This is a genomic window from Streptomyces sp. NBC_01298 (genome assembly GCF_035978755.1).
Classification (GTDB): Bacteria; Actinomycetota; Actinomycetes; order Streptomycetales; family Streptomycetaceae; genus Streptomyces.
In genome coordinates, this window is record NZ_CP108414.1 from 3,906,365 (window position 1) to 3,932,128 (window position 25,764).

At 73.2% G+C, this 25,764-nt stretch carries 23 protein-coding genes and 1 tRNA gene; 8 read left to right on the forward strand and 16 right to left on the reverse strand.

Going from position 1 to position 25,764, the window contains the following annotated elements:
- Positions 1-731 precede the first annotated feature (731 nt).
- Positions 732-2,054: an amidohydrolase family protein gene (locus OG730_RS17515; protein ID WP_327305111.1), complete on the forward strand. Its 1,323-nt coding sequence runs from the start codon at positions 732-734 to the stop codon at positions 2,052-2,054.
- A gap of 54 nt (positions 2,055-2,108) precedes the next feature.
- Complete coding sequence (locus OG730_RS17520; protein WP_327305112.1) at positions 2,109-2,765, forward strand: SDR family oxidoreductase; 657 nt, start codon at positions 2,109-2,111, stop codon at positions 2,763-2,765.
- 324 nt (positions 2,766-3,089) lie between these two features.
- Here OG730_RS17520 and OG730_RS17525 read toward each other — a convergent pair whose 3' ends face one another.
- Positions 3,090-3,485 (reverse strand): DUF3574 domain-containing protein, encoded by a 396-nt coding sequence (locus tag OG730_RS17525; RefSeq protein WP_327305113.1) that lies wholly within the window; start codon positions 3,483-3,485, stop codon positions 3,090-3,092.
- A gap of 191 nt (positions 3,486-3,676) precedes the next feature.
- Positions 3,677-3,758, reverse strand: a tRNA-Tyr gene (locus tag OG730_RS17530).
- Positions 3,759-3,956: 198 nt separating this feature from the next.
- On the opposite strand from OG730_RS17530, the gene OG730_RS17535 reads away from it, so the two are divergent.
- From OG730_RS17535 to OG730_RS17545, 3 genes are all read left to right on the forward strand, one after another.
- The gene (locus OG730_RS17535; RefSeq protein WP_327305114.1) at positions 3,957-4,445 is read left to right on the forward strand and encodes a YajQ family cyclic di-GMP-binding protein; all 489 of its coding nucleotides are present in this window, start codon (positions 3,957-3,959) and stop codon (positions 4,443-4,445) included.
- A gap of 314 nt (positions 4,446-4,759) precedes the next feature.
- Complete coding sequence (locus OG730_RS17540) at positions 4,760-6,187, forward strand: SulP family inorganic anion transporter (RefSeq protein ID WP_327305115.1); 1,428 nt, start codon at positions 4,760-4,762, stop codon at positions 6,185-6,187.
- Positions 6,188-6,335: 148 nt separating this feature from the next.
- Positions 6,336-7,559, forward strand: coding sequence for an APC family permease (locus tag OG730_RS17545; RefSeq protein WP_327309306.1), 1,224 nt, complete (start codon positions 6,336-6,338; stop codon positions 7,557-7,559).
- On the opposite strand, the gene OG730_RS17550 is transcribed toward OG730_RS17545, so the two are convergent.
- The 14 genes from OG730_RS17550 to OG730_RS17615 form a co-directional block, all read right to left on the reverse strand.
- The gene (locus OG730_RS17550; RefSeq protein ID WP_327305116.1) at positions 7,543-7,917 is read right to left on the reverse strand and encodes a hypothetical protein; all 375 of its coding nucleotides are present in this window, start codon (positions 7,915-7,917) and stop codon (positions 7,543-7,545) included. The genes OG730_RS17545 and OG730_RS17550 overlap by 17 nt on opposite strands.
- A 68-nt stretch (positions 7,918-7,985) precedes the next feature.
- Positions 7,986-8,939, reverse strand: coding sequence for a glycosyltransferase family 2 protein (locus OG730_RS17555; RefSeq protein ID WP_327309307.1), 954 nt, complete (start codon positions 8,937-8,939; stop codon positions 7,986-7,988).
- A gap of 183 nt (positions 8,940-9,122) precedes the next feature.
- Positions 9,123-9,515: a YccF domain-containing protein gene (locus tag OG730_RS17560; protein ID WP_327305117.1), complete on the reverse strand. Its 393-nt coding sequence runs from the start codon at positions 9,513-9,515 to the stop codon at positions 9,123-9,125.
- Complete coding sequence (htpX, locus tag OG730_RS17565) at positions 9,512-10,375, reverse strand: zinc metalloprotease HtpX (RefSeq protein WP_250740894.1); 864 nt, start codon at positions 10,373-10,375, stop codon at positions 9,512-9,514. The genes OG730_RS17560 and htpX overlap by 4 nt, the downstream gene beginning before the upstream one ends.
- 290 nt (positions 10,376-10,665) lie before the next feature.
- Positions 10,666-12,294, reverse strand: coding sequence for an NADH-quinone oxidoreductase subunit N (locus tag OG730_RS17570; protein WP_327305118.1), 1,629 nt, complete (start codon positions 12,292-12,294; stop codon positions 10,666-10,668).
- Positions 12,291-13,859, reverse strand: a complete 1,569-nt coding sequence (locus OG730_RS17575; RefSeq protein WP_327309308.1) for a complex I subunit 4 family protein — start codon at positions 13,857-13,859, stop codon at positions 12,291-12,293. Before OG730_RS17575 ends, OG730_RS17570 begins: the two co-directional genes overlap by 4 nt.
- A 38-nt stretch (positions 13,860-13,897) precedes the next feature.
- Positions 13,898-15,943 carry an NADH-quinone oxidoreductase subunit 5 family protein gene (locus OG730_RS17580; RefSeq protein ID WP_327305119.1) on the reverse strand — a complete coding sequence of 682 codons (2,046 nt, stop codon included), beginning with the start codon at positions 15,941-15,943 and terminating at the stop codon, positions 13,898-13,900.
- Positions 15,940-16,323: an NADH-quinone oxidoreductase subunit NuoK gene (gene nuoK / locus OG730_RS17585; RefSeq protein ID WP_327305120.1), complete on the reverse strand. Its 384-nt coding sequence runs from the start codon at positions 16,321-16,323 to the stop codon at positions 15,940-15,942. The genes OG730_RS17580 and nuoK overlap by 4 nt, the downstream gene beginning before the upstream one ends.
- Positions 16,323-16,910: an NADH-quinone oxidoreductase subunit J family protein gene (locus OG730_RS17590; protein ID WP_327305121.1), complete on the reverse strand. Its 588-nt coding sequence runs from the start codon at positions 16,908-16,910 to the stop codon at positions 16,323-16,325. Before OG730_RS17590 ends, nuoK begins: the two co-directional genes overlap by 1 nt.
- On the reverse strand, positions 16,907-17,533 hold the full coding sequence (locus OG730_RS17595) for a NuoI/complex I 23 kDa subunit family protein (RefSeq protein ID WP_327305122.1): 627 nt from the start codon (positions 17,531-17,533) through the stop codon (positions 16,907-16,909). Before OG730_RS17595 ends, OG730_RS17590 begins: the two co-directional genes overlap by 4 nt.
- On the reverse strand, positions 17,534-18,496 hold the full coding sequence (locus tag OG730_RS17600; protein ID WP_327305123.1) for a complex I subunit 1/NuoH family protein: 963 nt from the start codon (positions 18,494-18,496) through the stop codon (positions 17,534-17,536). It abuts the gene before it with no gap.
- Positions 18,493-20,004, reverse strand: a complete 1,512-nt coding sequence (locus tag OG730_RS17605; RefSeq protein ID WP_327305124.1) for an NADH-quinone oxidoreductase subunit C — start codon at positions 20,002-20,004, stop codon at positions 18,493-18,495. The genes OG730_RS17600 and OG730_RS17605 overlap by 4 nt, the downstream gene beginning before the upstream one ends.
- Positions 20,001-20,618, reverse strand: coding sequence for an NADH-quinone oxidoreductase subunit B (locus OG730_RS17610; RefSeq protein WP_327305125.1), 618 nt, complete (start codon positions 20,616-20,618; stop codon positions 20,001-20,003). Before OG730_RS17610 ends, OG730_RS17605 begins: the two co-directional genes overlap by 4 nt.
- Positions 20,609-21,016 carry an NADH-quinone oxidoreductase subunit A gene (locus tag OG730_RS17615; RefSeq protein WP_250740903.1) on the reverse strand — a complete coding sequence of 136 codons (408 nt, stop codon included), beginning with the start codon at positions 21,014-21,016 and terminating at the stop codon, positions 20,609-20,611. Before OG730_RS17615 ends, OG730_RS17610 begins: the two co-directional genes overlap by 10 nt.
- A 156-nt stretch (positions 21,017-21,172) precedes the next feature.
- Here OG730_RS17615 and OG730_RS17620 point away from each other — a divergent pair, with 156 nt between their 5' ends.
- From OG730_RS17620 to OG730_RS17630, 3 genes are all read left to right on the forward strand, one after another.
- Positions 21,173-22,366, forward strand: coding sequence for a sensor histidine kinase (locus OG730_RS17620; RefSeq protein ID WP_327305126.1), 1,194 nt, complete (start codon positions 21,173-21,175; stop codon positions 22,364-22,366).
- Positions 22,367-23,298: 932 nt separating this feature from the next.
- Positions 23,299-24,669, forward strand: a complete 1,371-nt coding sequence (locus OG730_RS17625; protein ID WP_327305127.1) for a sensor histidine kinase — start codon at positions 23,299-23,301, stop codon at positions 24,667-24,669.
- Positions 24,670-24,987: 318 nt separating this feature from the next.
- Positions 24,988-25,647: a response regulator transcription factor gene (locus OG730_RS17630; RefSeq protein WP_308313410.1), complete on the forward strand. Its 660-nt coding sequence runs from the start codon at positions 24,988-24,990 to the stop codon at positions 25,645-25,647.
- Positions 25,648-25,764 lie beyond the last annotated feature (117 nt).

The window sequence follows — 25,764 nt, forward strand, 5'->3', positions numbered from 1 at the left end:
GCCGGAATGGCGGCGCTCCGGGCCATCCAGCCCGCCGCGGCCAGATCCTGCCCCTCCGGCGTTTGAGGAGCGGCGGTCCCGGGAGCTGGCCCCCCGGGAACGGCGCCGCGCGCGACAGGGGTCCGGGCGCAGCCCGGCTGGGGGTCCCCCCGGACGGAGTCTGGGGGGATGGTGGAAGGGCGGGTAGGGGATAGCCGCCCCTAAGGCCTGCCCGGTCCGGGGCCGGGCACGGGACCCGGTTCCCTGCGGGGGGATCCCGGGAGGCCCGATGCGGCTCCAATCGGGCCCCGGTCCGGCTCCGGGTGCCGGTCCCGGTCTGGTTCCGGGTGCGGCCACGGTCCCGGTCGGACTCCGGGTGCGGCTCCGGTCCGTCCTACGGGCGCGACTCAAGCCCGACTACGACCCCCGGCGGACTCCGGGGGCGCCCCCGGCCCGACTCCGGCCCGACTCCGGCCCGGCTCCGGCCCGGTTACCGCCCCGGTTACCGCCCCGGTCCGACTCCGGGCGCGCCCCCGGCCCGGCTCCGGCCCGGCTCCGGCCCGGCTACCGCCCCGGTCGGCCCCTCCGGGGTGGCCTCGCCGGCGCGGTCCACCCAGACGCACCGGTACGACTATTGCCCTCTTCCGCGAAGCGAGCACCCCCGCCCCCTAGGCTCTGAGCACGCTGCGTGATCTTGGGCCGCGGGCCGCGGCCACGGCCCCAGGAACCGCCCGAGCCACCGCAGGAGCGCGATGTCCGACAGCCCGCCGCAGCAGCCGTCCCACTCCCCGCGCAACCGCCCCGGCAGCGGCCAGGGGCAAGGGCAGGGGCCCGGCCCCGAGGGCACCCAGGGAAGTCCGGGCCCGGCGGCCCCCGAGGCCTCGGGCCTGCTCCTCACCGGCGCCCGCCTCACCGACGGCCGGAGCGTCGACGTCCGCCTCGGCGGCGGCCGGATCCAGGCCGTCGGCACGGCCGGCAGCCTGCACGCCGCCTCGGGCGCCCGCGTCGACCTCACCGGCTACCTCCTGCTCCCCGCGCCCGCCGAACCCCACTCCCACGGGGACACCGCCCTGACCGCGGACAGCGAAGGGCCCGTCTCGTACTCCCCCGACGAGGTGCAGCGCCGCGCCACCGAGGCGGCCCTGCTCCAGCTCGGGCACGGCGCCACGGCCGTCCGGTCGCACGTGCGCATCGGCGACGTACACGGCCTCGGCCCCCTGGAGGCCGTGCTCCAGGCCCGCCGCTCCCTGCGCGGACTCACCGACCTCACCGCCGTCGCCGTTCCCCGCCTGCTGACCGGGGTGGCCGGGGCCGACGGGCTCGCCATGCTGCGGGACGCCGTGAAGATGGGCGCCTCCGTCATCGGCGGCTGCCCCGACCTCGACCCCGACCCCACCGGCTTCCTCGAAGCCGTACTGGAACTCGCCTCCGAGCACGGCTGCCCCGTCGACCTGCACACCGACGGCGACGACCCCGCCCGCCTGTCCCGGCTCGCGGCCATGGCCGGCGGACTGCGGCCCGGGGTCTCCATCGGGCCCTGCGGCGGTCTGTCCCGGCTCCCGCTGGACGTGGCGACCCGGGCCGCCGACCAGCTCGCGGCCGCCGGCGTAGGGGTGACCTGCCTCCCCCAGGGCGATTGCGCGGCCCTGGAGCGGCGGGGCCTGCGCACCGCCCCCGTACGGCTCCTGCGCGCCGCCGGGGTGCGCGTGGCGGCGGGCAGCGGGGCCCTGCGCGACGCGGGCAACCCGGTCGGGCGCGGGGACCCGCTCGAAGCCGCGTACCTCCTGGCCTCCCAGGGCGGGCTCCGCGCCACCGAGGCCTACCACTCGATCGCCGGCGCGGCCCGCGAGGCGATGGGACTCCCCGAGGTGCGGGTGGAGGCCGGCTTCCCGGCGGAACTGCTCGCCGTGCGCGGCGACCGGATCGCGAGCGTGCTGTCCCTCGCGTACAGCCGGATCGTGATCCACCGCGGGCGGGTGGTAGCCCGGACGAGTGCCGTACGGGAGTACTGCGACTCCGCCGTCGCGGTGGCCCTGGACCTGCCACGGCAGGGCCGTATGGAGCCCGGCCCCTGAAGGTTCACCGCATGTTCCCGGGCGCGGGCGCCCGGCTCGTCGTACGGTCGTGGCATGCGCATCGTCATCGCGGGTGGACACGGTCAGATCGCGCTGCGGCTGGAGCGCCTGCTCGCCGCGCGCGGGTACGAGGTCGCGGGCATCATCCGCGATCCGGCTCAGGGCGACGACCTCAGGGAGGCGGGCGCCGAACCGGTGCTGTGCGACCTGGAATCGGCGTCGGTCGAGCACGTCGCGGGCATTCTGCAGGGCGCGGACGCCGCGGTGTTCGCGGCGGGCGCGGGTCCCGGCAGCGGGGTCGGACGCAAGGACACGGTGGACCGGGGCGCGGCCGTGCTGTTCGCGGACGCCGCCGAACGGGCCCGGGTACGCCGCTTCCTGATGGTCTCCTCGATGGGCGCGGACACCCGCCGCGAGGGCGACGAGGTGTTCGACCACTACCTCCGCGCCAAGGGCGAGGCCGACGAGCACGTCCGCACCCGGCTGGGCCTGGGGTGGACGATCCTGCGCCCGGGCTCGCTGACCGACGACGCGGGTACCGGACTGGTCCGCCTGGAGGCACAGACGGGTCGCGGGCCGGTCACCCGCGACGACGTGGCGGCGGTCCTCGCCGAGCTGATCGAGACGCCGGCGACCGCGGACCTCACCCTGGAACTGATCGCGGGCTCGACCCCGGTCCCGGTGGCGGTCAAGGACGTGGCGGGCAACTAGCCCGGCCCTCCCCACCCGTCGGCCCCCGGCCGGAAGCCGGCCGGGGAACAGGGGTCCGGGAGGCACGGCTCCCCCGGGTCTTGGGAACGGGGGTCTCGGCAACGGGGATCTTGGGAACGGGGGCCGGGGAAGCAGGGGCCGGGGCGGCTAGGCCGTCTCTTTCGGATCTTGTCGGGCCCGCGACGCCTGGCACCGCGCCTGGCCGCACTGCCGAGGCGACCACGTACGCCCAGTACGCGAGCGCCCCGACAGCACGCCCAGGCACGGCACCAGACGCCGCGGACTCGGCCGACAAGATCCGAAAGAGACGGCCTAGCCGGCCGGTCAGAAGTCGGCGGTCAGGCGGTCGTCGGACCGGCCGACCGAATCCTGCTGGAACCGCCGCTCGTAGGCCTCCCGGATCCGCTCGATGCGCGCGCCTCGCTCATCGGCCTCCTTCTCCGGGTACAGCAGCACGACCTCGTAGGAGATCTCCCGGATGATCTTCCCGTCCCGCTGCCACTGGCCGCGCCCGTCCTGGAGGGTCAGCCCCTCGGGGAAGGCGGGGGTGATCTCCCGTTCGAGGAATCCCATGAACTCCCGCTCCCCGACCGGTGGACGGCCGTCCGGCCGCTCGGTGCCGAAGTAGAGCCGGGTCTCCTGGTAGGGATCCCCCACATCGGCGTTCAGTGCCGCGCCGACCAGAGCCGGGATCCCCGCTCCGAGCAGGGCGATGAGCACCCCGCCGCCGACCTTTCCACGCCTGTCAGAAGTCCATTTCACGCCGGATGAACGACCGGAGCCCCCCATCGGCACGCCCGATCCGCCCGATGGGCTCACGCTGCCGACCGGCCCGGACGGCGTGGGTTTCCCGGCATACGAGAAAACCCCCGCCCATTGCATTTCTGCAATGAGCGAGGGTTTCACTCGCGTGGCGGCGCCAGGGTTCGAACCTGGGTAGGCTGAGCCGGCAGATTTACAGTCTGCTCCCTTTGGCCACTCGGGCACACCGCCATGATCGCTGCCTTCTTTCCGCCTTGCGGCGGCGCTCCTTGGCAACGACGTAAACGATACCCGATGACCGGGGGTGCTTCGCCACCGGATTGATCAGCACCGCACGTGGGCGCGGTGGCTAGGCTTTGCGGAGCGGTCCGGGGATGTCCGGCCGCGCCCTTCGGGGCCTCCACCACCGACTTCAAGGAGCCACAGCACATGGCCGACTCCAGTTTCGACATCGTCTCGAAGGTCGAGCGGCAGGAGGTCGACAACGCCCTCAACCAGGCCGCCAAGGAGCTCTCGCAGCGCTACGACTTCAAGGGCGTCGGCGCCACGATCGGCTGGTCCGGCGAGAAGATCCTGATGGAGGCGAACTCCGAGGAGCGCGTCAAGGCCGTCCTGGACGTCTTCGAGACCAAGCTGGTCAAGCGCGGGATCTCTCTCAAGGCGCTCGACGCCGGTGAGCCGCAGCTGTCCGGCAAGGAGTACAAGATCTTCGCCACGATCGAGGAAGGCATCTCCCAGGAGAACGCCAAGAAGGTCGCGAAGATCATCCGCGACGAGGGCCCCAAGGGCGTCAAGGCCCAGGTCCAGGGCGAGGAGCTGCGCGTCAGCTCCAAGAGCCGCGATGACCTCCAGGAAGTCCAGGCCCTCCTCAAGGGCAAGGACCTGGACTTCGCGATCCAGTACGTGAACTACCGCTGATCACCGGCTTCGGCCCAGCTTCAGCCCGTACGCCGGCCCGGCGGTCCTTCGAGGACCGCCGGGCCGCGGTCATTACGGCGCGGGCATTACGGCGCGGTCATTACGGCGCGGCCGTCGCGGCGCGGTCGTTGTCGCCCGGCGCGGTCGTTGTCGCCGGGCGCCGCGCGCGGTGACGTGGGACCGGCGCTCGGTGGGTGTGTGCCGGGCGTGAGCGGCGTACGCGCTCGCGGCGCCCTCCGTGTGCACTTGGGCGGCGGGCAGTGCGCCCACCAGGGTGAGGGGTGTCCGTCACCGCCTCGACAGGGGGTTCCCGTATGCCTGGGGCCGGCACGTTACGTGAAGACTTCGGGGCGTCCCTGGTGGTCGCCCTGGTCGCGCTACCGCTCTGCGTCGGAGTGGCCGTCGCCTCCGGAGTGCCGGCCGAACTCGGGATCCTCACCGGGGTGGTGGGCGGGCTGGTCACCGGCTGGTTCCGGGGAAGCTCCCTCCAGGTGAGCGGCCCGGCAGCCGGGCTCACCGTGCTCGTCTACGAAGCCGTGCGGACGTACGGGCTGCCCGCGCTCGGCGTACTCGTCCTGGCCGCCGGCCTGGTGCAGCTGGCCATGGGGGTGCTGCGGCTCGGACGGTGGTTCCGGGCGATCTCCGTGGCCGTCGTGCACGGGATGCTGGCCGGGATCGGGCTCGTGCTGATCGCCGGTCAGCTGTACGCCCTGGCCGGTGTGGAGGCCCCGGGGCGGACCCTGGAGAAGCTGGCCGGGGCGCTGGAGCTCGGCGGGCGCGCCGACTGGACCGCAGTGGCGCTCGGGGCCGGGACCGTCGCGGTCCTGGTGGCCTGGCGGCGGATGCCCGACCGGCTGCGGCTCGTTCCGGGGGCGCTCGTCGGGGTCGCGGCCGCGACCGCCGTGGCCGTGCTGCTGCGGCTCCCCGTGGAGCGGGTCCGGGTCACGGGCGTCCTGTCGGCCGTGACGCCGCCCGGCTGGGAGGACTTCGGGGTGCTGGCCTCCGTGGGGGCCGTCGGGACCGTGGTGGCGCTCGCGCTGATCGCCTCCGCCGAGACGCTGTTCAGTGCGGCGGCCGTGGACCGCATGCACGACGGGGCCCGGACCGACTACGACCGCGAACTCGTCGCCCAGGGCGTCGGGAACACCCTCTGCGGGCTGCTCGGGGCTCTGCCGATGACCGCCGTCATCGTCCGCAGCGCCGCCAACGTCGAGGCCGGCGCCCGCACTCGGGCCTCCCGGATCCTGCACGGCGGCTGGCTGCTGCTGTTCGCCGTGGCCGTCCCCGGACTGCTGGAGTCCGTCCCGCTCGCCGCGCTGGCCGGGGTACTGCTGCACGCCGGCTGGAAGCTGCTGCCGGTGCGGGCCGTGGCCGCCCTGTGGCGCTCGCACCGGGGCGAGGCGGTCGTCCTGGTGGCGACGGCCTCGGCGATCGTGGCCACGAACCTCTTCGAGGGGGTGCTCGCCGGCCTGGGGCTCGCCGTCGCCAAGGCGGCCTGGGAGACCTCGCACGTGCACATCGAGCCGGTGTGGGAGGGCGACGAACTGCGCGTGCGGATCCTGGGGAACGCCAGCTTCCTGCGGCTGCCCAAACTACTCGACGAGCTGGAAGCGCTGCCCCGCGGCGGAGCCGTCCGCCTCGACCTGAGCGGGCTGCGCCATCTCGACCACGCGTGCCTGACCGCCCTGGAGGGCTGGGAACGCAGCCGCACGCCGGTCCCCGGCCGGGAAGGCGTCACCTAGGCCGCCTGTTTCGGATCTTGCCGGGCCCGCGACGCCCGGCACCGCGAACTCGGCCGCCAAGATCCGAAAGAGACGCCCTGTCTCGGACCCGCACGGTCGCGTCACCCGGCCCGGGTACCCTCCGGCCGTGAACGCCTTGAACAACGAGATGAAGCGCACCCTGGGAGTCTTCGACGCCGTCGTCGTGGGGCTCGGCGCGATGATCGGCGCCGGGATCTTCGCCGCGCTGGCCCCGGCGGCGCGCGCGGCCGGCGGGGCGCTCCTCGTGGCGCTCGCGATCGCGGCCCTGGTGGCTTACTGCAACGCGCACTCCTCGGCTCGGCTGGCCGCCCGTTACCCCTCCTCGGGCGGCACCTACGTGTACGGGCGCGAACGGCTCGGGCCCTTCTGGGGCTATCTGGCCGGCTGGGGCTTCGTCGTCGGCAAGACGGCCTCCTGTGCGGCCATGGCCCTCACGGTTGGGGCCTACGTATGGCCCGGGCGGCAGCACGCGGTGGCCGTGGCTGCGGTGGTGGCACTGACCGCGGCGAGCTACGGCGGGGTGCAGAAGTCCGCCCGGATCGCGCGGGTGATCGTGGCGGCGGTGCTGGCCGTCCTGGCCGGGGTCGTCGTGGCGTGCCTGTCCTCCGGCGCGGCCGACGCCGGCCGTCTCGGCGGCTCGGACTGGGCGGCGGCCGGGCTGCTCCAGGGCGCCGGGCTGCTGTTCTTCGCCTTCGCGGGCTACGCCCGGATCACCACCTTGGGCGAGGAGGTGCGCGACCCGGAGCGCACGATCCCGCGGGCGGTCCCCCTCGCCCTGGGGATCGCCCTGTTCGTCTACGCCGCGGTCTCGGTGGCGGCGCTGTCGGTGCTCGGCGCCGACGGTCTGGGGCGCTCGGTGGCCCCGCTGGCCGACGCCGTGCGCGCGGCCGGGTGGCCCGGGCTGACTCCCGTCGTCCGGGTGGGGGCGGCCCTGGCGGCGCTGGGCTCGCTGCTGGCGCTCGTACTCGGGGTGTCGCGGACCACCCTGGCGATGGCGCGGGACGGCCATCTGCCGCGCGCGCTGGCCGCCGTACATCCACGGCATCAGGTGCCGCACCACGCCGAGCTCGCGGTGGGAGCGGTGGTGGCGGTGCTCGCGGCCACCACCGATCTGCGGGGCGCGATCGGCTTCTCTTCCTTCGGCGTGCTCGCCTATTACGCGATCGCGAACGCCTCCGCGTGGACGCTCGATTCAGGTGTCAAGGACCGGGCCGTGGCAGCGGTGGGACTGTCCGGCTGTGTGGTGCTGGCCTGTTCACTGCCCGCCGCGTCGACGGTCACGGGGGCCTCGGTGCTGGCACTGGGCGCGCTGGTCTACGGTGTGCGCCGGCGGCTCACACCCGGGCTCTGAAGCCTTCCGAGTGGCAGTCCGCGCGGGCGCGCAGGGCGCATCCGAAGTCGGCTATGGGCGGGACTCCCCCAGGCCGGCGCCGGGCCGAGGGGCGCCTCGCGGTGTACTCGCAGAGGGCGCGCTCCAGGGGTAGCGGGCCGCCCTCCGGGCCGAAGCCGCCGTCCGCCACACGGGTGCGGAGGGCCGCAAGAAGGGGTGGCGGGGCGAAGCCCGGGGCGGCTTCGGCCCGGTGCGGCTCCGCGCGGGACAGGGGCGCCGGAAGGGGCGCGGTCGGGGTGCTGGTGGCCTCGTACCGCCCCTGACGGGAACTGCGCGCGCGGCCGGCGACCCTCTTCGGCAACTGCTCGGTGTTATTCATGCACACAGAGTGACATCCCCCACTGACAATCGCCCTGACCTGCGGTTTCAGCAGCAACGGCCGGGCTCTCAGTCCGCTTCGCGCTCCGCGTTCGGCGCCGGGGCGTGCGAGTCGTACCCGACGAAAAATGTGGGTCGGCGCTGCACCGCCGTGTAGATGCGGCCGATGTACTCACCGAGCAGGCCGACGCAGATCAGCTGCACTCCGCCGAGGAACAGCATCACGATGAACAGCGAGGTCCAGCCGGGGACGGTCTCGCCCTTCAGGTAGATCGCCAGGGTGGCCCCCACCATCAGCAGGCAGCCGAAGAAGCTGGCCACGCCCAGCCAGGTCGCCAGGCGCAGCGGGGCGGCGGAGAAGTTGATGACGCTGTCGACGCCGAGCCGGAGCATCTTGCTCAGCGGGTACTTGGTCTCGCCCGCCACCCGCTCCTCGCGCTGGTAGGTGACCTGACCGCTGGGGAAGCCGAGCCACGGCACGAGCAGGCGGTACACCTGGTGCTGGTCGGGCATCGCCTTGACCGCGTCGACCGCCGCGCGGCTGAGCAGCCGGAAGTCGCCCGCCTGCGCGGGCACCTGCTTGCCGACCAGGCGGCGCACCAGCCAGTAGTACGCGCCGGCCGTGTGCCGCTTGAACCCGGTGTCCGTGCTCCGGTCCGCCCGGACCCCGTAGACGATGTCGAGGCCGTCCGCGCGGGCCAGGTCGAGCATCTCCGGGATCTTCTCCGGCGGGTCCTGGAGGTCCGCGTCGATGCTGGCCACGTACGCGCCCGAGGCGCCGTGCAGGCCCGCGGTGAGGGCGGCCTGGTGGCCGGAGTTCCCGCGCAGCCGAACGACGCGCAGCTCGGGCCATTTGGCCTGGAAGTCGGTGAGCAGCTCCGCGGTGCGGTCCTTGCTGCCGTCGTCGACGGCGACGACCTCGTAGCGGACGGCCATGGCGTCGAGCACCGGGCGCAACCTGCCGACCAGGGCCGGCAGCGCGTCCTCCTCGTTGAACATCGGCACGACCACCGAGAGGGTCATGGGGTGCTCGGAGAACTCGGAGGGCTCGGAATGCCCGGAGGGCTCAGAGGGCTCAGAGGGCTCAGAGGGCTCAGTCGACATCGGTTCTTCCCTGCCCGTTGTGCGTGCCGCTCGTCCGCGCCACTCGTCCGCAACCCGGAACCTTAATACGAGCGGATGAACCGGTTCCTGGACCAGCGCGGGTCAGCGCGAGGCGAACGGGGCGTCCGTGGGGACGATCTCGCGGCCCAGCGGGAGCAGGGAGAGCGGAACCATCTTGAAGTTCGCGATGCCGAACGGGATGCCGATGATCGTGAGGCACAGCGCGATGCCGGTGACGATGTGGCCGAGGGCCAGCCACCAGCCGGCCAGGACCAGCCACAGCACGTTTCCGACGCAGGACGCGGCGCCCGCGTCACGCCGCTCTACGGCGGTGTACCCGAAGGGCCACAGGGCGTACACAGCGATGCGGAACGAGGCTATGCCGAAGGGGATTCCGATGATGGTGATGCAGAGGATGACGCCCGCCAGGCAGTAGCCCAGGAAGAGCCAGACTCCGCTGAGGACGAGCCAAATGACGTTCAGGATGGTCTTCACTGGCTGCGTCCTGCCATCTGTTCGAGCCGGGCGATGCGCTCGGCCATCGGGGGGTGCGTAGAGAACATCTTGGACAATCCTTCGCCGGGACGGAAGGGATTGGCGATCATCATGTGGCTCGCGGTCTCCAGCCGCGGCTCGGCCGGCAGCGGGAGCTGCTTGGTGCCCGCGTCCAGCTTGCGCAGGGCGCTGGCGAGGGCGAGCGGGTCACCGGTGAGCTGGGCTCCGGAGGCGTCCGCCTCGTACTCGCGCGAGCGGCTGATGGCGAGCTGGATCACGGAGGCCGCCAGCGGCCCCAGGATCATGATCAGCAGCATGCCGAAGAGGCCCGGCCCCTCGTCGTCGTTGGAGCGGCCGATGGGGATCAGCCAGGCGAAGTTGACCAGGAACATGATCACGGAGGCGAGTGCGCCCGCGACGGACGAGATCAGGATGTCGCGGTTGTAGACGTGGCTGAGCTCGTGCCCGATGACCCCGCGCAGCTCGCGCTCGTCGAGTATCCGCAGGATGCCCTCGGTGCAGCAGACCGCGGCGTTGCGCGGGTTGCGGCCGGTGGCGAAGGCGTTGGGGGCCTCGGTCGGGGAGATGTAGAGGCGGGGCATGGGCTGGCGCGCGGATGTGGAGAGCTCGCGCACCATGCGGTAGAGCTCGGGTGCCTCGAACTCGCTGACGGGGCGGGCCCGCATCGCGCGCAGGGCGAGCTTGTCGCTGTTCCAGTAGGCGTACGCGTTGGTGCCGAGGGCCACGAGGACGGCGACGATCAGGCCCCCGCGGCCGAAGAAGCTTCCGATGAGGATGATGAGGGCCGACAGACCACCGAGGAGTACGGCGGTCTTCAGCCCGTTGTGCCGGCGGTGCACGGTGCGCCCTCCAAGTGGTGCGGCAGGGGGACCCGTCCAGGATCTGGGGATCGGTAGGGCCTACGGTCCAGTGGACCCTTCCTTCCTGGTCAACGCGAGGTGAGGGCGGCAGGTTCCCCGGGCGCGCCCGTGCCCGCCGCCCCGGTCGGCCGGGGGGCGGGGCTGTGGCGGGCGTGGTGGGGATTAGGCCGTACGGGTTACGGGCGCGGGGCCGGGCACGGCTCCGACCGGGCCCGGCGGGGCTCCGAGGGGGCTCGGGCGCGGCTCCGGCGGCCCGCCGTCGGCGGGGTCTACAGGTGGAAGAGGCTGCCCGTTGCGAAGCGCAGGACGAGCTGCGGGGCACCCGAGAGGACCAGGGCGGTGGCGGCGGTGAGCACGATGGCGGCCGTGACCGGCCAGGGGGTGGCCGTACGGGGCTGCGCGCCCCCTTGTGCGCCCTCCTGAGCGCCCTCCTGCGCCGTGTCCGCGTCGGGGCCCCGGAAGAGCAGGGCGGTCCAGCGCAGGTAGTAGTACAGCGCGACGACGACGTTGACGGCCATGACCACGGCGAGCCAGCCCAGCCCCGCGTCGACCGCCGAGCGGAAGACGGTGACCTTCGCGAAGAGCCCGATGATGCCCGGCGGCAGACCGGCCAGGCAGAGCAGGAAGAAGGCCATCGCGAGGGCGGCGAGCGGGCTCTCGGCGTAGAGCCCCCGGTAGTCGGAGAGCCGGTGCAGCGGCTTCGTACGGGCCACCAGGGCGGCCACGGCGAAGGCGCCGAGGTTCACGGCGGCGTACATGAGGGCGTAGGCGACCGTGGAGCCGATCTGGTCGCGGCCCGCGTAGGCGGCGGCCGCGATCGGGACCAGCAGGTAGCCGGCCTGGCCCACGGAGGACCAGGCGAGCAGCCGTACGGCGCCGCCCGGCCGGTCCGCGGACTGGCGCAGGGCCGCCGCGTTGCCGAGGGTCATGGTGAGCGCGGCGAGGACGGCCAGGGCCGGGCCCCAGACGTCGGAGTACGCGGGGAAGGCGATCACGGTGACGAGGATGAGGCCGGTGAAGCCGACGGCCTTGCCGATGACCGACAGGTACCCGGCGACGGGCAGCGGGGCGCCGACGTAGGTGTCCGGGACCCAGAAGTGGAAGGGGACGGCGGCCGTCTTGAAGGCGAAGCCGACCAGGGTGAGCGCGACGCCTGCCATGGCGAGGGTGTCGAGCTGCCCGGGGACGTTCCCGAGCCGGTCGGCGACCTGGGTCAGGTGCAGGGAGCCGGTGGCGGCGTAGACGAAGCTGACGCCCATCAGGGACACGGCGGTGGCCGTGACGGAGGACAGGAAGAACTTGAGGGCGGCCTCGGAGGAGAGCCGGTCGCCGCGGCGCATGCCGACGAGGGCGAAGGCGGGCAGCGAGGCGACTTCGAGGGCGACGATCAGGGTGGCGAGGTCGCGGGAGGCCGGCAGCAGGGCCGCGCCGGCGGCGGAGGAGAGCAACAGGAACCAGTACTCGCCGGCCGGCATGCGCGCCTCGCGGACGGCGGTGACCGACAGCAGCGCGGTGACCAGGGCGCCGCCCAGGACGAGGAACTGCACGACGAGCGCGAAGTGGTCGGCGGCGTAGCTGCAGGCGGCGGGGTCGGCCGTACCGGGTCCGGTGAGGCAGAAGGTGGTGCGGTCACCGGCGCGCAGCGGCAGCAGGGTGGCGGTCGCGGCGGCCAGCCCGGCCACGGAGATCCAGCCGAGCAGGGGCTTGCGGCGCTCCGGTACGAAGAGGTCGAGGACCAGTACGAGGAGGCCCACGGCGGCGGTGATGACGACCGGCGCGATGGCGAGCCAGTCGACGGACTGGACCAGGTTCGGGGCGTCGGCGTCGGCCGCGGCGATGACGAGCGGCTGGACGAGCGGCTGGGCGAAGGGCTGGGCGAAGGGCTGAAGGACCGTCATGAGTTCCCTCCCGCGAGGAGCTTCTGGACGGCCGGGTCGGTGAGGCCGAGGAGGACCGCGGGCCACAGGCCTGCGAGGAGGGTGAGGGCGACGAGCGGGCTCCAGGCGGCGTACTCGTAGCGCTGGATGTCCGCGAGGACCACCGGGGCGGCGGCGTTCTCGCGCGCGGCCTTCGGGTCGCCCATGCACACCCGCCGTACGACGATCAGAAGATAGGCGGCGGTGAGCAGGGTGCCGAACGCGCCGAACGCCATGTACGTGAGGAACGCGGGCCGCGGCAGGCCCTCGGCGGGGTCGAACGCGCCGAAGAGCGCCAGCATCTCGCCCCAGAATCCGGCCAGGCCGGGGAGGCCGAGCGAGGCGATGGCGGCGAAGGCGAGGAGCGCTCCGAAGCGGGGGGCGCGGCCGTAGAGGGCCGCTCCGGTGGCTCCGGCGAGGGTGTCGAGATCGGCCGTGTTGTAACGGTCTTTGAGCGAACCGACAAGAAAGAAGAGAAGGCCGGTGATCAGACCGTGCGCGACGTTGGCGAACAGCGCGCCGTTCACGCCGGTGGGGGTCATGGACGCGATGCCGAGGAGGACGAAGCCCATGTGGCCGACGGAGGAATACGCGATGAGGCGCTTGAGGTCGCCCTTGTTGCCCTTGCGGGCGAGGGCGAGGCAGGCCAGGGACCCGTAGACGATGCCGACGGCGGCGAAGGCGCCCAGGTACGGGGCGAAGGTCGCCATGCCGTCGGGGGTGGCGGGCAGCAGGATCCGGACGAACCCGTAGGTGCCCATCTTCAGCAGGACGCCCGCGAGGAGGACGGAACCGACGGTGGGGGCGGCCGTGTGGGCGTCCGGCAGCCAGCTGTGCAGAGGCCACATCGGGGTCTTCACGGCGAGGCCGATCCCGATGGCGAGAACGGCCAGGACCTGGGTGGTGTGGGACAGTTCGCGGCCGTTGTCGGAGGCGAGTGCCACCATGTCGAAGGTGCCGCTGTTCAGCCCGATCAGCAGCAGACCGAGCAGCATCACCACGGAGCCGAGGAGGGTGTAGAGGATGAACTTCCAGGCGGCCGCCTGCCGCTGAGCACCGCCCCAGCGGGCGATGAGGAAGTACATCGGGATGAGGACCATCTCGAAGGCGAGGAAGAACAGCAGCAGGTCGAGGACGGCGAAGGTGGCGAGGGTGCCGGACTCCAGGACCAGGAGCAGGGCGACGAAGGCCTTCGCGGAGGGGCCCGCGGGGAGCTTGAAGTAGCTGTAGAGCGCGCAGAGGAAGAACAGCAGCGCGGTCATCAGGAGGAGGGGGAGCGAGATGCCGTCGATGCCGAGGTGGATCCGGACGTTCAGGGCCTGGATCCAGCTGATGTCCGTCGTCGCCTGGAAGCGGGACGGGGCGTCGTGGTCGAAGCCCACGGCGAGGACGATCGCCGCGGCGAGGATGGCACCGGTCACGGTCACGCCGTGGCGCAGTACGGCCTGTTCGGGGCTCTTGCCCTTCAGTCCGGGCGGGGCCGGCAGGAGGGCGGCGACGGCGCCGACGAGCGGGCCGGCCACGACGAACGCCAGAAGGAACTGCATCACGGACGGGCTGATATCAATCACGGCTGACTCACGGCTCACGATCCGGCGTTGACGTTGGCGAGGACGGCGGTGGCGATCGCCAGGACCACGGCGCCGGCGAGCAGAGCGCTCAGGTAGCTCTGCACGTTGCCGGTCTGGGCGCGGCGTACGAGGCCGCCGAGCAGCCGGGGGCCGAGGCCGGCGCCACGGACGTACGAGTCCACGACCTCGCGGTCGAGGAAGCGTACGAGGGCTGCGGCGGCTCGGACGGGGCGGACGAACAGGCGGTCGTAGACGGCGTCGAGGTGGAAGCCGACGGCGGCGTGCCGGTGCAGCGGGCCGAGCAGGGCGCGGCCGGGGTCGGCGGCGGGGGCCGTGGAGACGACCGGGTGGTCGTGGGTGACCTCGGCGACTTCGGGGCTCTCCGCGGCGGACTCGGCGGCGGCGACGGACGCGGGCACCGCGGCGGTGGCGGGCACCGCGGCGGAGCCTGCTCCGGACGGGGCCTGGGCGGCCTGGGCCTGGGTGGCGGCCTGGGCCTGGGCTCGTTGCCACAGGGCGTAGGTGAGCACCGCGCCGACGGCGGCGGCGCCCGTGCCGAGGACCGAGGTCGTCAGCGACGGGGTGAGCTCGCGGCCGTCGAAGAAGTCGGAGAGGGGCCCGGCCAGCAGGCCGAAGCCCACGGACGGGACGGCCAGCAGCCACAGCACGCCGGTCATGGCGACGGGCTCCTTGCCGTGGTCGGGGGCCGCGGCTCCCCGGCCGCGGAAGGCCATCAGCCACAGCCGGGTGGCGTAGGCGGCGGTGAGCAGGGCGGTCAGCACGCCGGCGACGAGGACCAGCCAGCCGGCCGCGCTCGGGGCGAGCTCCGAGTGGCCGCCGGCGGTGTGCTCGGCGGCGACGAGGACGGCTTCCTTGGAGAAGAAGCCGGCGAAGGGCGGGAAGGCGGCGAGCGCGAGGAGCGCGATCGTCATCGTCCAGAAGGCGTCGGGGATGCGCTTGGCCAGGCCGTCCATGCGGGACATGGCGGCCAGGGAGTTCGTCCCCGCGGCATGGATGATCACGCCGGCGCCGAGGAACAGGAGCGCCTTGAAGGCGCCGTGCGACAGGAGGTGGAAGACGGCGGCGGCGCGGTCGCCGACGGCCAGGGCCCCGGTCATGTAGCCGAGCTGGCCGATCGTGGAGTAGGCGAGCACCCGCTTGATGTCGTCCTGGGCCAGGGCGGCGAGGGCGGAGCCGACCATCGTGACGGCCGCCATGACGGCCAGGACCACCAGCGCGGCCCGGGAGGCCGCGAAGACGGGGAGGAGGCGCGCGACGAAGTAGACACCGGCGGCGACCATCGTCGCGGCGTGGATCAGTGCGGAGACCGGGGTGGGGCCCGCCATGGCGTCCGGAAGCCAGGTGTGCAGCGGGAACTGCGCGGACTTGCCCGCGACTCCGGCCAGCAGGAGGAGCGCGATGAGCGTCGGGTGGTCGAGTCCGCCCGCGGCGACGGTGCCCAGGATCTTGGTGATCCGGAAGGACCCGGCGTCGGTGGCGAGCGCGAACAGGCCGATGAGGAAGGGGACGTCGCCCAGCTTGGTGACGAGGAAGGCCTTCAGGGAGGCGGATCGGGCCGCCTCGGTCTCCCAGTAGTGGCCGACCAGGAAGTACGAGCAGATGCCCATGATCTCCCAGCCGACCAGCAGCACCATCAGGTCGCCGGAGTAGACGACGAGCAGCATGGCGGAGGTGAACAGTGAGACCAGAGCGGCGTAGGACGGGTAGCGCGGGTCCTCGCGCAGGTACGCCGTCGAGTAGATCTGCACGCAGGTGGCGACGAGGCCGACGAGGACGGCCACCATGACGGCGAAGCCGTCCAGGTGGAGCGAGAGCTCGATGGGTACCGAGCCGGTCGGGGTCAGCTCGGTCGCCGTGTCGATCGCCTTGCCGCCGCCCTGGCGGAAGGCGACCAGGACCGCGAGGACGCCGGCGGCCAGCGTCGGCAGGACGGCGAGCGGCTTGACGAAGCCGGGGGCGGTGCGGCCGAGCAGCAGTCCCGCCAGCGCGCCCAGGAAGGGCAGGAGGGGGACCAGTACGGCGAGGGTCGGGGTGCTCACGCGGCGGCTCCGGTCGCAGGGTTCGCGCTGTCGGCGCTGTCCGCGCTTGTTGGGGTCCTGCCGTCCTGCTCGTGGCCCTCGGCGGTGTCACGCAGTCGGTCGACGTCCGCGGTGCCCCGGTTGCGGTAGACCATCAGCACGATCGCGAGGCCGATGCCGATCTCGGCGGCGGCGATGGCGATGGTGAAGAGGGTCAGGGCCTGGCCCGCGTGCAGGCTGTCGCGCAGCCAGACGTCGAAGGCCACCAGGTTGAGGTTGACGGCGTTGAGCATCAGCTCGACGGACATCAGGACCAGGATGGCGTTGCGGCGGGCGAGCACTCCGTACAGGCCCGTGCAGAAGAGGAGCGCCGCCAGCACGGCGGGGTAGGCGAGGTGCATCAGCGCTGCCCCTTCTTGTCGGTGGCGGGCGCGGTGTCGGCGCTCTCGGCGGGTTCCTTGCGGGACAGCACGATGGCGCCGATCAGGGCCGCGAGGAGGAGGACGGAGAGCGCCTCGAACGGCAGCACCCAGTGCCGGAAGAGGATCTCTCCGGAAACCTTGGTGGAACCCTGGGCGGGGCCGTCGAGGTCGATCCAGGTGGTGCGGAAGGCGTCGACGACCACCCAGACGAGCGCGGCGGCAGCGACGAGGGCGACGCCGAGCGCGACCGGACGGTTGCCGGAGTCGGCGTCCGGCGAGCGGCCGATGGGGGCCTTGGTGAGCATCAGCCCGAAGAGGAGGAGGACGACCACGGAACCGAGGTAGATCAGTACCTGGACCCAGGCGATGAACTCGGCGGTCAGCAGCAGGTACTCGACGGCGATCCCGCCGAGGGCGACGACCAGCCACAGGGCGGCGTGCACGAGCTGCTTGGTGGTGACCGTGACGGCGGCCGCGCCGAGGGTGGCGAGGCCGACGAGGACGAAGGCGATCTCGACGCCGGTCGGGGAGAGGAAGCCGTTGCCTTGGGCGGCTGCGGTGATCACGCGTCTCCTTCCGGGGCCGGGGCCGGGGGCGTGGTATCGGGGTTCGCCTCGGCGGCGGCCGCGGCCGCGGCGGCGGCTGCCGCGGCAGCGGCTGCCGCGGCAGCGGTCTCCGCCTTCTCCACGGCCTTGCGGGCGGCCGCGATCTCCTTGGGCTCCTCGGCGGCCGGGTCCAGGGCGGGCGGGGCCGGGACGGTCCACATCCACTCGCGCAGCTTGTCGCGCTCGTGGGTCAGTTCGTGGATGTCGGTCTCGGCGTACTCGAACTCCGGCGACCAGAACAGTGCGTCGAAGGGGCACACCTCGATGCAGATGCCGCAGTACATGCAGAGGGAGAAGTCGATGGCGAAGCGATCGAGGACGTTGCGGCTGCGCTCACGCCCACCGGGGGCGGCGGCCGGGAGCGTCTCCTTGTGGGAGTCGATGTAGATGCACCAGTCGGGGCACTCGCGCGCGCACAGCATGCAGACCGTGCAGTTCTCCTCGAACAGGCCGATGACCCCGCGCGAGCGCGGCGGGAGTTCGGGCTGTACCTCGGGGTACTGGGCGGTGTGCGAGCGCTTCGTCATCGTGCGCAGCGTGACGGCCAGGCCCTTGGCGAGGCCTGAGCCGGGGATGGGAGGCATTTACTGGATCGCCACCTTCACGATGCCGGTGAGCGCGATCTGGGCGAGCGCGAGGGGGATGAGTACGGTCCAGGCGAGCTTCTGCAGCTGGTCCTCGCGGAGCCGGGGGTAGCTGACCCGGAGCCAGATCACCACGAAGGAGAGCGCGGCGATCTTGAGCAGGGTCCAGGCCCAGCCGTCGCCGCCGAAGGGGCCGTGCCAGCCGCCGAGGAAGAGGACGGTGGTCAGGGCGCACAGGACGACGATGCCGGCGTACTCGGCGAGGAGGAACAGGGCGAAGCGCAGGCCGGTGTACTCGGTGTACGCACCGAAGATGATCTCGGAGTCGGCGACGGGCATGTCGAAGGGGGGCCGCTGGAGTTCGGCGAGGCCTGCGGTGAAGAAGACGAGCCCGCCGACGATCTGCCAGGGCAGCCACCACCACTCGAAGGCGCCGACGATGCCGGGGAGTGACACCGTTCCGGCGGCCATGGCGACCGAGGCCGCCGCGAGCAGCATGGGGAGCTCGTAGGCGAGCAGCTGGGCGGCGGTGCGGAGGCCTCCGAGGAGGGAGAACTTGTTCGCGGAGGCCCAGCCGGCCATGAGCGAGCCGAGCACGCCGATGCCCATGACGGCGAGCGCGAAGAAGAGCCCGGCGTCGATGACCTGGCCGACGGCTCCCTCGCCGGGGCCGATCGGGATGGCGAGGAGGACGAGGAGGTACGGGAGGAGCGCGACGGCGGGGGCGAGCTGGAAGACGCGGCGGTCGGCGTTGGCCGGGACGATGTCTTCCTTCTGCACGAACTTGACCCCGTCGGCGACGAGCTGGGCCCAGCCGTGGAAGCCGCCGGCGTACATGGGGCCGAGGCGGCCCTGCATGTGAGCCATCACCTTGTGCTCGGCCTGCCCGACGACGAGCGGGAGCACGAGGAAGACGGCGAAGACGACGATCAGCCGCAGGGCGACGTCGAGGACGTCGTTCACGCGGCGCCTCCGGTGGGGTCGTTGGGGGTGGGGTCCCCCTTGGTCGGATCCGCGGGGTCCGGCTTGGGGGCGGACTTGGACCCGGGTCCCTGCTCGGACTCGGGCTCGGGCTCGGACTCGGCGGAGCCCGCCGGGGCTGCGGCCGGAGCGGCCGGAGCTACGGGGGCAGCCGAAGCTGCCCGGTCCGCCGGGGTGGCGGGAGCTTCGGGGGTGGCCGGAGGGGCCGGTTCCCTCGGAGGCTCCGGGGTAGCCGGGTCAGCCGGAGATGCCGGAGCGGGCGGTTCGGCCGCCGGGGTGTCGAAGGCGGGCTTCGGGTTGTGCCAGGGGGCGTCCGCGCTGCCGCGTACCAGGCGCACGGGGGCCTGGGGTTCCGGGGCGGGCGCGGCCTCGGCTTCGGCCGGAGTCGCGGCGTCCTGGCTTGCCGAGCCGTCCGCTACCGAGCGGGAGCGGCGGACCGGGCGGGCCGGAGCCGCCGGGGCGTCCGCCGACGACGGGGTCGCTCCGGAGTCCGGGGCTTCCGCCTGGCTCGCGGAGCCTTCCGTCACCGAGCGGGAGCGGCGCACCGGGCGGGCCGGGGGCGTCTCGGGCGGGGCGGGGGGCGTCTCAGGTGCCGCCGGCGTGGCTTCGGCTTCGGCCGGGGCGGCTGCCGCCCGGGCCGGAGCCGCCGAAGGCGGGGTCGCTCCGGAGTCCGGGGCTTCCGCCTGGCTTGCCGAGCCGTCCGCTACCGAGCGGGAGCGGCGCACCGGGCGGGCCGGGGCGGCTTCCGCCGCGGCGTCCGCCGAAGGCGGGGTGGCTTCGCGCGGGGTGCGCGCCGGGCGGTCGCCGGGGGCTCCGGCCGCGGCGCGCGGGGTGCGCGCCGGGCGGTCGCCGGCCGCGGCGCCGGCCGCCGCGCCTCGGGGGGTGCGGGCCGGGCGGGCGGGGGCAGGGGGGAGCTGGCCCTTCATCGGGCCCCAGTCGTTGGGGTCGGGTACGCCCGGCGGGAGCATCTGGCGGCGCTTCGGGGCGTCCGGGTCGTGCGCCTCGCCCGGCTCCTTCGCGCCCGGCCAGGCCTTGGCGACCCGCGCCGCGAGGACGAAGTCCTTGCGCAGCGGGTGGCCCTCGAAGTTCTCGGGGAGGAGCAGCGGGACGAGGTTCGGGTGGTCCGTGAACGCGACCCCGAACATCTCCCAGGTCTCGCGCTCGTGCCATTCGGCGCCCGCGTACACGGCGACGGCCGAGGGCAGGGAGGGCGCCGAGTGCGGGACGGTGGTCCGCAGCAGGAGGCGGCGTACGCGGTGGTTCTCCAGGGAGACGACGTGCGCGCAGACGCGGAAGCCCGTGCCCGGCTCGTCGACCGCGCTCAGCCAGTCGAAGTAGGTGCAGCCCAGCTTGTCGCGGGCGATCTCCAGCGCGGGGATCCAGCTCGCGGTGGGGACGTCGACCGTGAGGACGGAGTAGGAGAGGGTCGCGACCGCTTCCTCGCCGAAGACCGTTCCCGCCGCGTCGGGGAGGGAGTCGTAGAGGTTCACGCGTTCGTCCCGGGAGCAGGGGGAGGAGACACCAGTCCGCTCGTGAGCTGCGCCGCGGACGGCGCCGGCGTGTTCGTGTAGCGCTCCGCCAGCGATTCGCGGGCGATCTTCTCCTGGAGCTTGAGGATGCCCTGGAGGAGGGCCTCGGGGCGGGGCGGGCAGCCGGGGACGTAGACGTCGACCGGGATGATCTGGTCGACGCCCTTGGTCACCGAGTACGAGTCCCAGTACGGGCCGCCGCAGTTGGAGCAGGCGCCGAAGGAGATGACGTACTTGGGCTCCGGCATCTGCTCGTACAGCCGCTTGACCGCCGGGGCCATCTTGTCCGTCACCGTGCCGGAGACGATCATGAGGTCCGCCTGGCGCGGGCCGGGGGCGAAGGGGATGACGCCGAGCCGGATGAAGTCGTGCCGGGCCATGGAGGCCGCGATGAACTCGATCGCGCAGCAGGCGAGGCCGAAGTTGAAGACCCACAGGCTGTAGCGGCGGCCCCAGTTGAGGACCACCTTCATGGGCTCGGGCGCGAGGCGGGACAGGACGCCCAGCCGCTTCGGCTCCGGGAGCAGCTGCGGCTCCGACGGCACGGCCGGAGTACCGGCCGGGGTCACAGCCATTCGAGGACGCCCTTCTTGTACGCGTAGAGCAGGCCGACGGCCAGGAAGCCGAGGAAGATGAACATCTCCACCAGCGTCGTGGCGCCGTAGCCGGCGGCGGCGAACACCGTCGCCCAGGGGAAGAGGAAGATCGAGTCGACGGCGAAGATGACGTAGAGGAAGGCGTAGACGTAGTAGCGGACCTGGGTGTGCGCCCAGCCCTCGCCCACCGGGTCCACCCCGCACTCGTAGGTCAGCAGCTTCTCGCGGGTCGGGACGGACGGGCTCAGCAGGCGGTTGGCGCCGAACGCCACCGCCACGAAGAGCACACCGAGCGCGGCCAGGAGACCGACGACCGAATACGTCCGGAAGTAGTCCGCGGCGAGCACGGATACGGTCGATACCGTTGGTTCGGGCACGTCCGTTCCTCGTTCCTCGGCCACTGTCGACGATCAGGTTGATCTGGTACGGACGGGAGTCTAGGGCCTGGGCTCCACGGGGTGGGGTTATCCCCCGTTTACCTCGGCCCGGCTACCCCATGGCACGAGGGGCCGCGGGCTTGGCAGGGTAGGCGCATGACCGCGACCAAGCACACCCCCGACGACGGCGCTCCTCCGCCCGTACGCGCACCCTTCGATGCCGTGACGTGGAAGGAAATCGCCTACCTGTTGAGCAATTTCCCGGCCGCCCTCATCGGGTTCGTCTACACGGTGACGATGGTGGCGACCGCGGGCGGTCTGTCGGTGACCGCGATCGGTCTGCCGCTGTTCGCATGCGGGCTGTTCGTGTCTCGCCAGTTGGGACGGCTGGAACGGGCGCGGGCCCGCGACCTCTTGGGCGTACGGGTCGACGAGCCGACGCCGATGCCGGGGCCGCGGCGGTCCGGCGGGTTCTTCCCCTGGTTGTGGGCGACCCTCAAGGACCCGGTGGCGTGGCGGACCGTGCTGTTCGAGCTGATCCGGCTGCCGTGGGCGATGGTCACCTTCACCGTGGCGCTGACCGGGCTGTTCGTGCTGTGGCCGGTGCTGCCGTGGGTGGTGCGGGGGCTCGCGAACGTGGACCGGGCGATGGTACGGGGCCTGCTGTCGCCCTCCGACGAACTGGAGCGGCGCATCGCCGAACTGGAGTCCGACCGGGGTGTCGTGGTCGACACGGCGGCGGCGGACCTGCGGCGCATCGAGCGCGACCTGCACGACGGGGCGCAGGCGCGGCTGGTGGCGCTGGCGATGGGGCTGGGCCTGGCGAAGGAGAAGCTGCTGGAGGACCCCGAGGGGGCGGCGGCGATGGTGGACGAGGCGCACGGAGAGGTGAAGATCGCCCTCCAGGAGCTGCGGGACCTGGCGCGCGGGATCCACCCGGCGGTGCTGACCGACCGGGGGCTGGACGCGGCGCTGTCCTCGGTGGCGTCGCGGTGCCTGGTCCCGGTGAAGGTGTCGGTGGATCTGCCGGCGCGGCCGGCGGAGGCGATCGAGGGGATCGCGTACTTCGTGGTCTCGGAGCTGCTGCAGAACGTGAGCAAGCACGCGGGGCCGGGGGCGCGGTGCGCGGAGGTCGAGGTCTGGCGGGCGGGTGGCTCCGCGGACGGGCGGCTGCTGATCCGGGTGTCGGACGACGGGCGGGGCGGGGCGGATGCGGCTGCCGGGTCCGGGCTGGCGGGGCTGGGCGAGCGGCTCGACGCGGTCGACGGCGTGCTGGTGGTCGAGTCTCCCGAGGGGGCGGGGACCGTGGTCACGGCGGAGTTGCCGTGGCGGGAGCGGGCCTCGCGATAGCGCGGGGGCCGGCTCTTGGCCGGCCGGGGGCCGGGGGCCTGGGGGCGGCTGCGCCGGCGGGGCCGGGGCGGTGCCCGCCGCGGGCCGGCGTGCGGCCCCGTTGCCGGGGACCGGCCCCCGGACCCCCGCGCCTCAAGCGCCGGCGGGGCTGGATTTCGGCCGCGCGGCCCGGATGCCCGACAGGGCCGGAGTTGCCCGAGCGGCCTCGCGGTGCCCGACAGGGCGGAGCTGGCCGAGGGGCCTCGCGGTGGCCCGCCGGGCCGGATGGAGTCCCCGCCGTGAGCGGGTGCGGCACCGTACCCGGGGACCAGCCCCCGGACCCCCGCTCCTCAAACGCCGGAGGGGCTGGATTCGGCCGGCGGCAGCGCGCATGTGCGGGCTCGTGAAGGTGGATTCGGGCCGCGTGAGCGCGCAGGTGTCGCGGCCGGCGGGCCTGGATTTGGCCGGCGGTAGCGCCCGGGTGCGGGCTCGTGGAGGTGGATTCGGGCCGCGTGAGCGCGCAGGTGCGGCGGCCGGCGGGGCTCGGTTTGGTCGGCGGTGGCGCCCGGGTGCGGCCCTCCGGGGGCGGGTGTGTCGGGCAGGGGCTGGATCGTCCTCAGGGCGATCCAGCCCCGTCGGCGTTTGAGGCCCGGGGCTGGGCGGAGCCCAGGGAACGGGCGGCCGGGCCGAGCCGGGGCCAGGGCCGGGGGCCGGGACCAGGGCCGGGGGCCAGGGCGAAGGCCGGGGACCGACTCGCCGTGTTGGAGCAGCATCCGCATTGGGGCTGGGGGGGGCCGGGGTGGGGCCAGGCCGGGGCCACCCCTGGTGCCGGCCGCGGGTCCGGTCCAGGGGTGGGGTTAACCCCCCGGGGAGAGGCCTACCTGCCGGATGGTTTGGGGGGACGGGGCGCGGGAGGGTTGGGGGACACAGTGGAGGAAGGGCGGGTCGGCGACATGGGTAGCAGTGAAGCGGGCGGTAGTTCGTTCGGCAGGGTGGTGCGGGCTCCCTTCGAGGGGCGGGCCTGGCGGGAGTTCGGGTACCTGATGCTCGGGCTGCCGCTCAGCACGCTGTACTTCTCGCTCGCCATCACCGGCGTCAGCCTCGGCGCCGGACTGCTCGTCACCTTCCTCGGAGTTCCGGTGCTGGCGGGGGTGCTGGCCATGTGCCGCGGGTTCGGGCGCGTGGAGCGGGCCCGGGTGCGCGGACTGCTCGGCCACGACATCGCCGAGCCGGCTCCGATCCGGGCGGCGAAGGGCGGGGCGATCGCCGGGATGGCCGCGCTGCTCAAGAGCGGGAGCGCCTGGCGGCACGTGCTGTACTCGGTGATCCACTTCCCGTGGGCGGTGTTCGCCTTCTGCGTGGCCCTGACGTTCTGGGCCTACGGGTGGGCCATGCTGCTGTACCCGCTCTGGTTCTGGGTCTTCCCGGCGTTCACCGATCAGCCGGGGCTGGAGCTCTTCCAGAACGGCGACACCTACACCTTCTACCTGGACTCCCCCCTCGCGATCGTGGCGACCTGCGCGACCGGGCTCGCCCTCACGCTCGCCACCCCCTGGGTGGTCCGCGCCCTGACCACCGTCGACCGGGTGCTCGTCTCCGGGCTGCTCGGGCCGTCGCGGCTCGCGAACCGGGTCAGCGAACTGGAGTCGGACCGGGGCGTCATGGTCGACACCGCCGCGGCGGACCTGCGGCGCATCGAGCGCGATCTGCACGACGGGGCGCAGGCCCGGCTGGTGGCGCTGGCCATGGATCTGGGGCTGGCGAAGGAGAAGCTGGCGCGGGACCCGCGGGCCGCCGCGCAGATGGTGGACGAGGCGCACGGGGAAGTGAAGATCGCCCTCCAGGAGCTGCGGGACCTCGCCCGCGGGATCCACCCGGCGGTCCTGACCGACCGGGGGCTGGACGCGGCGCTGTCCTCGGTGGCCTCCCGCTGCGCGGTGCCCGTACGGGTGGCGGTGGATCTGCCCTCGCGGCCGGCGGCGGCGATCGAGGGGATCGCGTACTTCACGGTCTCCGAGCTGCTGCAGAACGTGAGCAAGCACGCGAGGGCCCGTACGGCCGGGGTCGACGTGTGGAAGTCCGGCGAGCGGCTGCTGATCCAGGTCGCCGACGACGGCGTGGGCGGAGCAGGAGTGGGAGTGGGAGTGGGAGCAGGAGTGGGCGACGCAGTGGGCGGCGGATCCGGGTCCGGAGCCGTCGCCGGTTCCGGGCTGGCCGGGCTGGCCGAGCGGCTCGACGCCGTGGACGGGGTGCTGGTCGTGGACTCCCCCGCCGGTGGCGGCACGACCGTCACCGCGGAGCTCCCCTGGCGGACCGCCGTCTGACCCCGCACCCCTGCCGATCGACCGGCGACCGCACGGATGCCCCGTACGTGGGTGTCCGTGCCGTCGCATGCCCCCCCACCCCCCGGCTCCCCGACCGGCCCCGACCCCGTGCCCTTCGTCCCGTCGCGCCCGGGGGCCAAAGGCCCGACTTTCCGGGCCGGGGGCGCCGAGGGGCCTCCAGGGGCCGGAAACAGCCGGTCCGGGCGTACGCGTTGATCGCGCTCCGGCTATATCCGGGCTCAAGACTGGGATGCTTGGCTGAGTCAGCGAACACGGGGTTTGAGCGAACGCGGGAGCAGCGAAGTCGTGGAAGACAGGGTGCGGGTGGTCATCGCCGAGGATTCAGTGCTGCTGCGTGAGGGCCTGACCCGGTTGCTGACCGACCGGGGGCATGACGTCGTCGCGGGCGTCGGGGACGCGGAAGCCCTGATCAAGACGGTGGCGGAGCTGGCGGCGGAGAACGCGTTGCCGGACGTGGTGGTGGCCGATGTGCGGATGCCGCCGACGCACACCGACGAGGGCGTACGGGCGGCCGTGCGGCTGCGGCGCGATCACCCCGGGATAGGTGTGCTCGTGCTGTCCCAGTACGTGGAGGAGCAGTACGCCACCGAGCTGCTGGCCGGCTCCAGTACCGGGGTGGGGTACCTGCTGAAGGACCGGGTGGCCGATGTGCGCGAGTTCCTCGACGCCGTCGTCCGCGTGGCCCGGGGCGGCACCGCCCTGGACCCGGAGGTCGTGGCGCAGCTGCTCGGCCGCAGCCGCAAGCAGGACGTGCTGGCGGGGCTGACCCCGCGCGAGCGCGAGGTGCTCGGGCTGATGGCCGAGGGGCGGACCAATTCCGCGGTGGCCAAGCAGCTGGTGGTGAGCGACGGCGCGGTGGAGAAGCACGTCAGCAACATCTTCATGAAGCTGGGCCTGTCGCCCAGTGACGGGGATCACCGGCGCGTGCTGGCCGTTCTCACCTACCTAAGATCTTGATCAACTGACACTCTGTCAGGTAAGGCCGGATTCGGACAGACCGCCGAAGGGGCGGTCCAGAAAATGAGCAGCCCGGGGAAGCGATCCCTACGGTCGTAGGGTGGAACTCGGGCAGTG

Bases quoted from the DNA above. Each gene is read 5' to 3' on its own strand.
- nuoK (WP_327305120.1), bottom strand. From the start codon at position 16,323: ATGCACCTCGCCTACCCCGCCGTGCTGGCGGCGCTCCTCTTCTGCACG.
- OG730_RS17515 (WP_327305111.1), top strand. From the start codon at position 732: ATGTCCGACAGCCCGCCGCAGCAGCCGTCCCACTCCCCGCGCAACCGC.
- OG730_RS17535 (WP_327305114.1), top strand. From the start codon at position 3,957: ATGGCCGACTCCAGTTTCGACATCGTCTCGAAGGTCGAGCGGCAGGAG.
- OG730_RS17550 (WP_327305116.1), bottom strand. From the start codon at position 7,917: ATGAATAACACCGAGCAGTTGCCGAAGAGGGTCGCCGGCCGCGCGCGC.
- OG730_RS17555 (WP_327309307.1), bottom strand. From the start codon at position 8,939: ATGACCCTCTCGGTGGTCGTGCCGATGTTCAACGAGGAGGACGCGCTG.
- OG730_RS17540 (WP_327305115.1), top strand. From the start codon at position 4,760: ATGCCTGGGGCCGGCACGTTACGTGAAGACTTCGGGGCGTCCCTGGTG.
- OG730_RS17595 (WP_327305122.1), bottom strand. From the start codon at position 17,533: ATGCCTCCCATCCCCGGCTCAGGCCTCGCCAAGGGCCTGGCCGTCACG.
- OG730_RS17570 (WP_327305118.1), bottom strand. From the start codon at position 12,294: ATGACGGTCCTTCAGCCCTTCGCCCAGCCCTTCGCCCAGCCGCTCGTC.
- OG730_RS17610 (WP_327305125.1), bottom strand. From the start codon at position 20,618: ATGGCTGTGACCCCGGCCGGTACTCCGGCCGTGCCGTCGGAGCCGCAG.
- OG730_RS17620 (WP_327305126.1), top strand. From the start codon at position 21,173: ATGACCGCGACCAAGCACACCCCCGACGACGGCGCTCCTCCGCCCGTA.
- OG730_RS17520 (WP_327305112.1), top strand. From the start codon at position 2,109: ATGCGCATCGTCATCGCGGGTGGACACGGTCAGATCGCGCTGCGGCTG.
- OG730_RS17545 (WP_327309306.1), top strand. From the start codon at position 6,336: ATGAAGCGCACCCTGGGAGTCTTCGACGCCGTCGTCGTGGGGCTCGGC.
- OG730_RS17575 (WP_327309308.1), bottom strand. From the start codon at position 13,859: ATGCAGTTCCTTCTGGCGTTCGTCGTGGCCGGCCCGCTCGTCGGCGCC.
- OG730_RS17625 (WP_327305127.1), top strand. From the start codon at position 23,299: ATGGGTAGCAGTGAAGCGGGCGGTAGTTCGTTCGGCAGGGTGGTGCGG.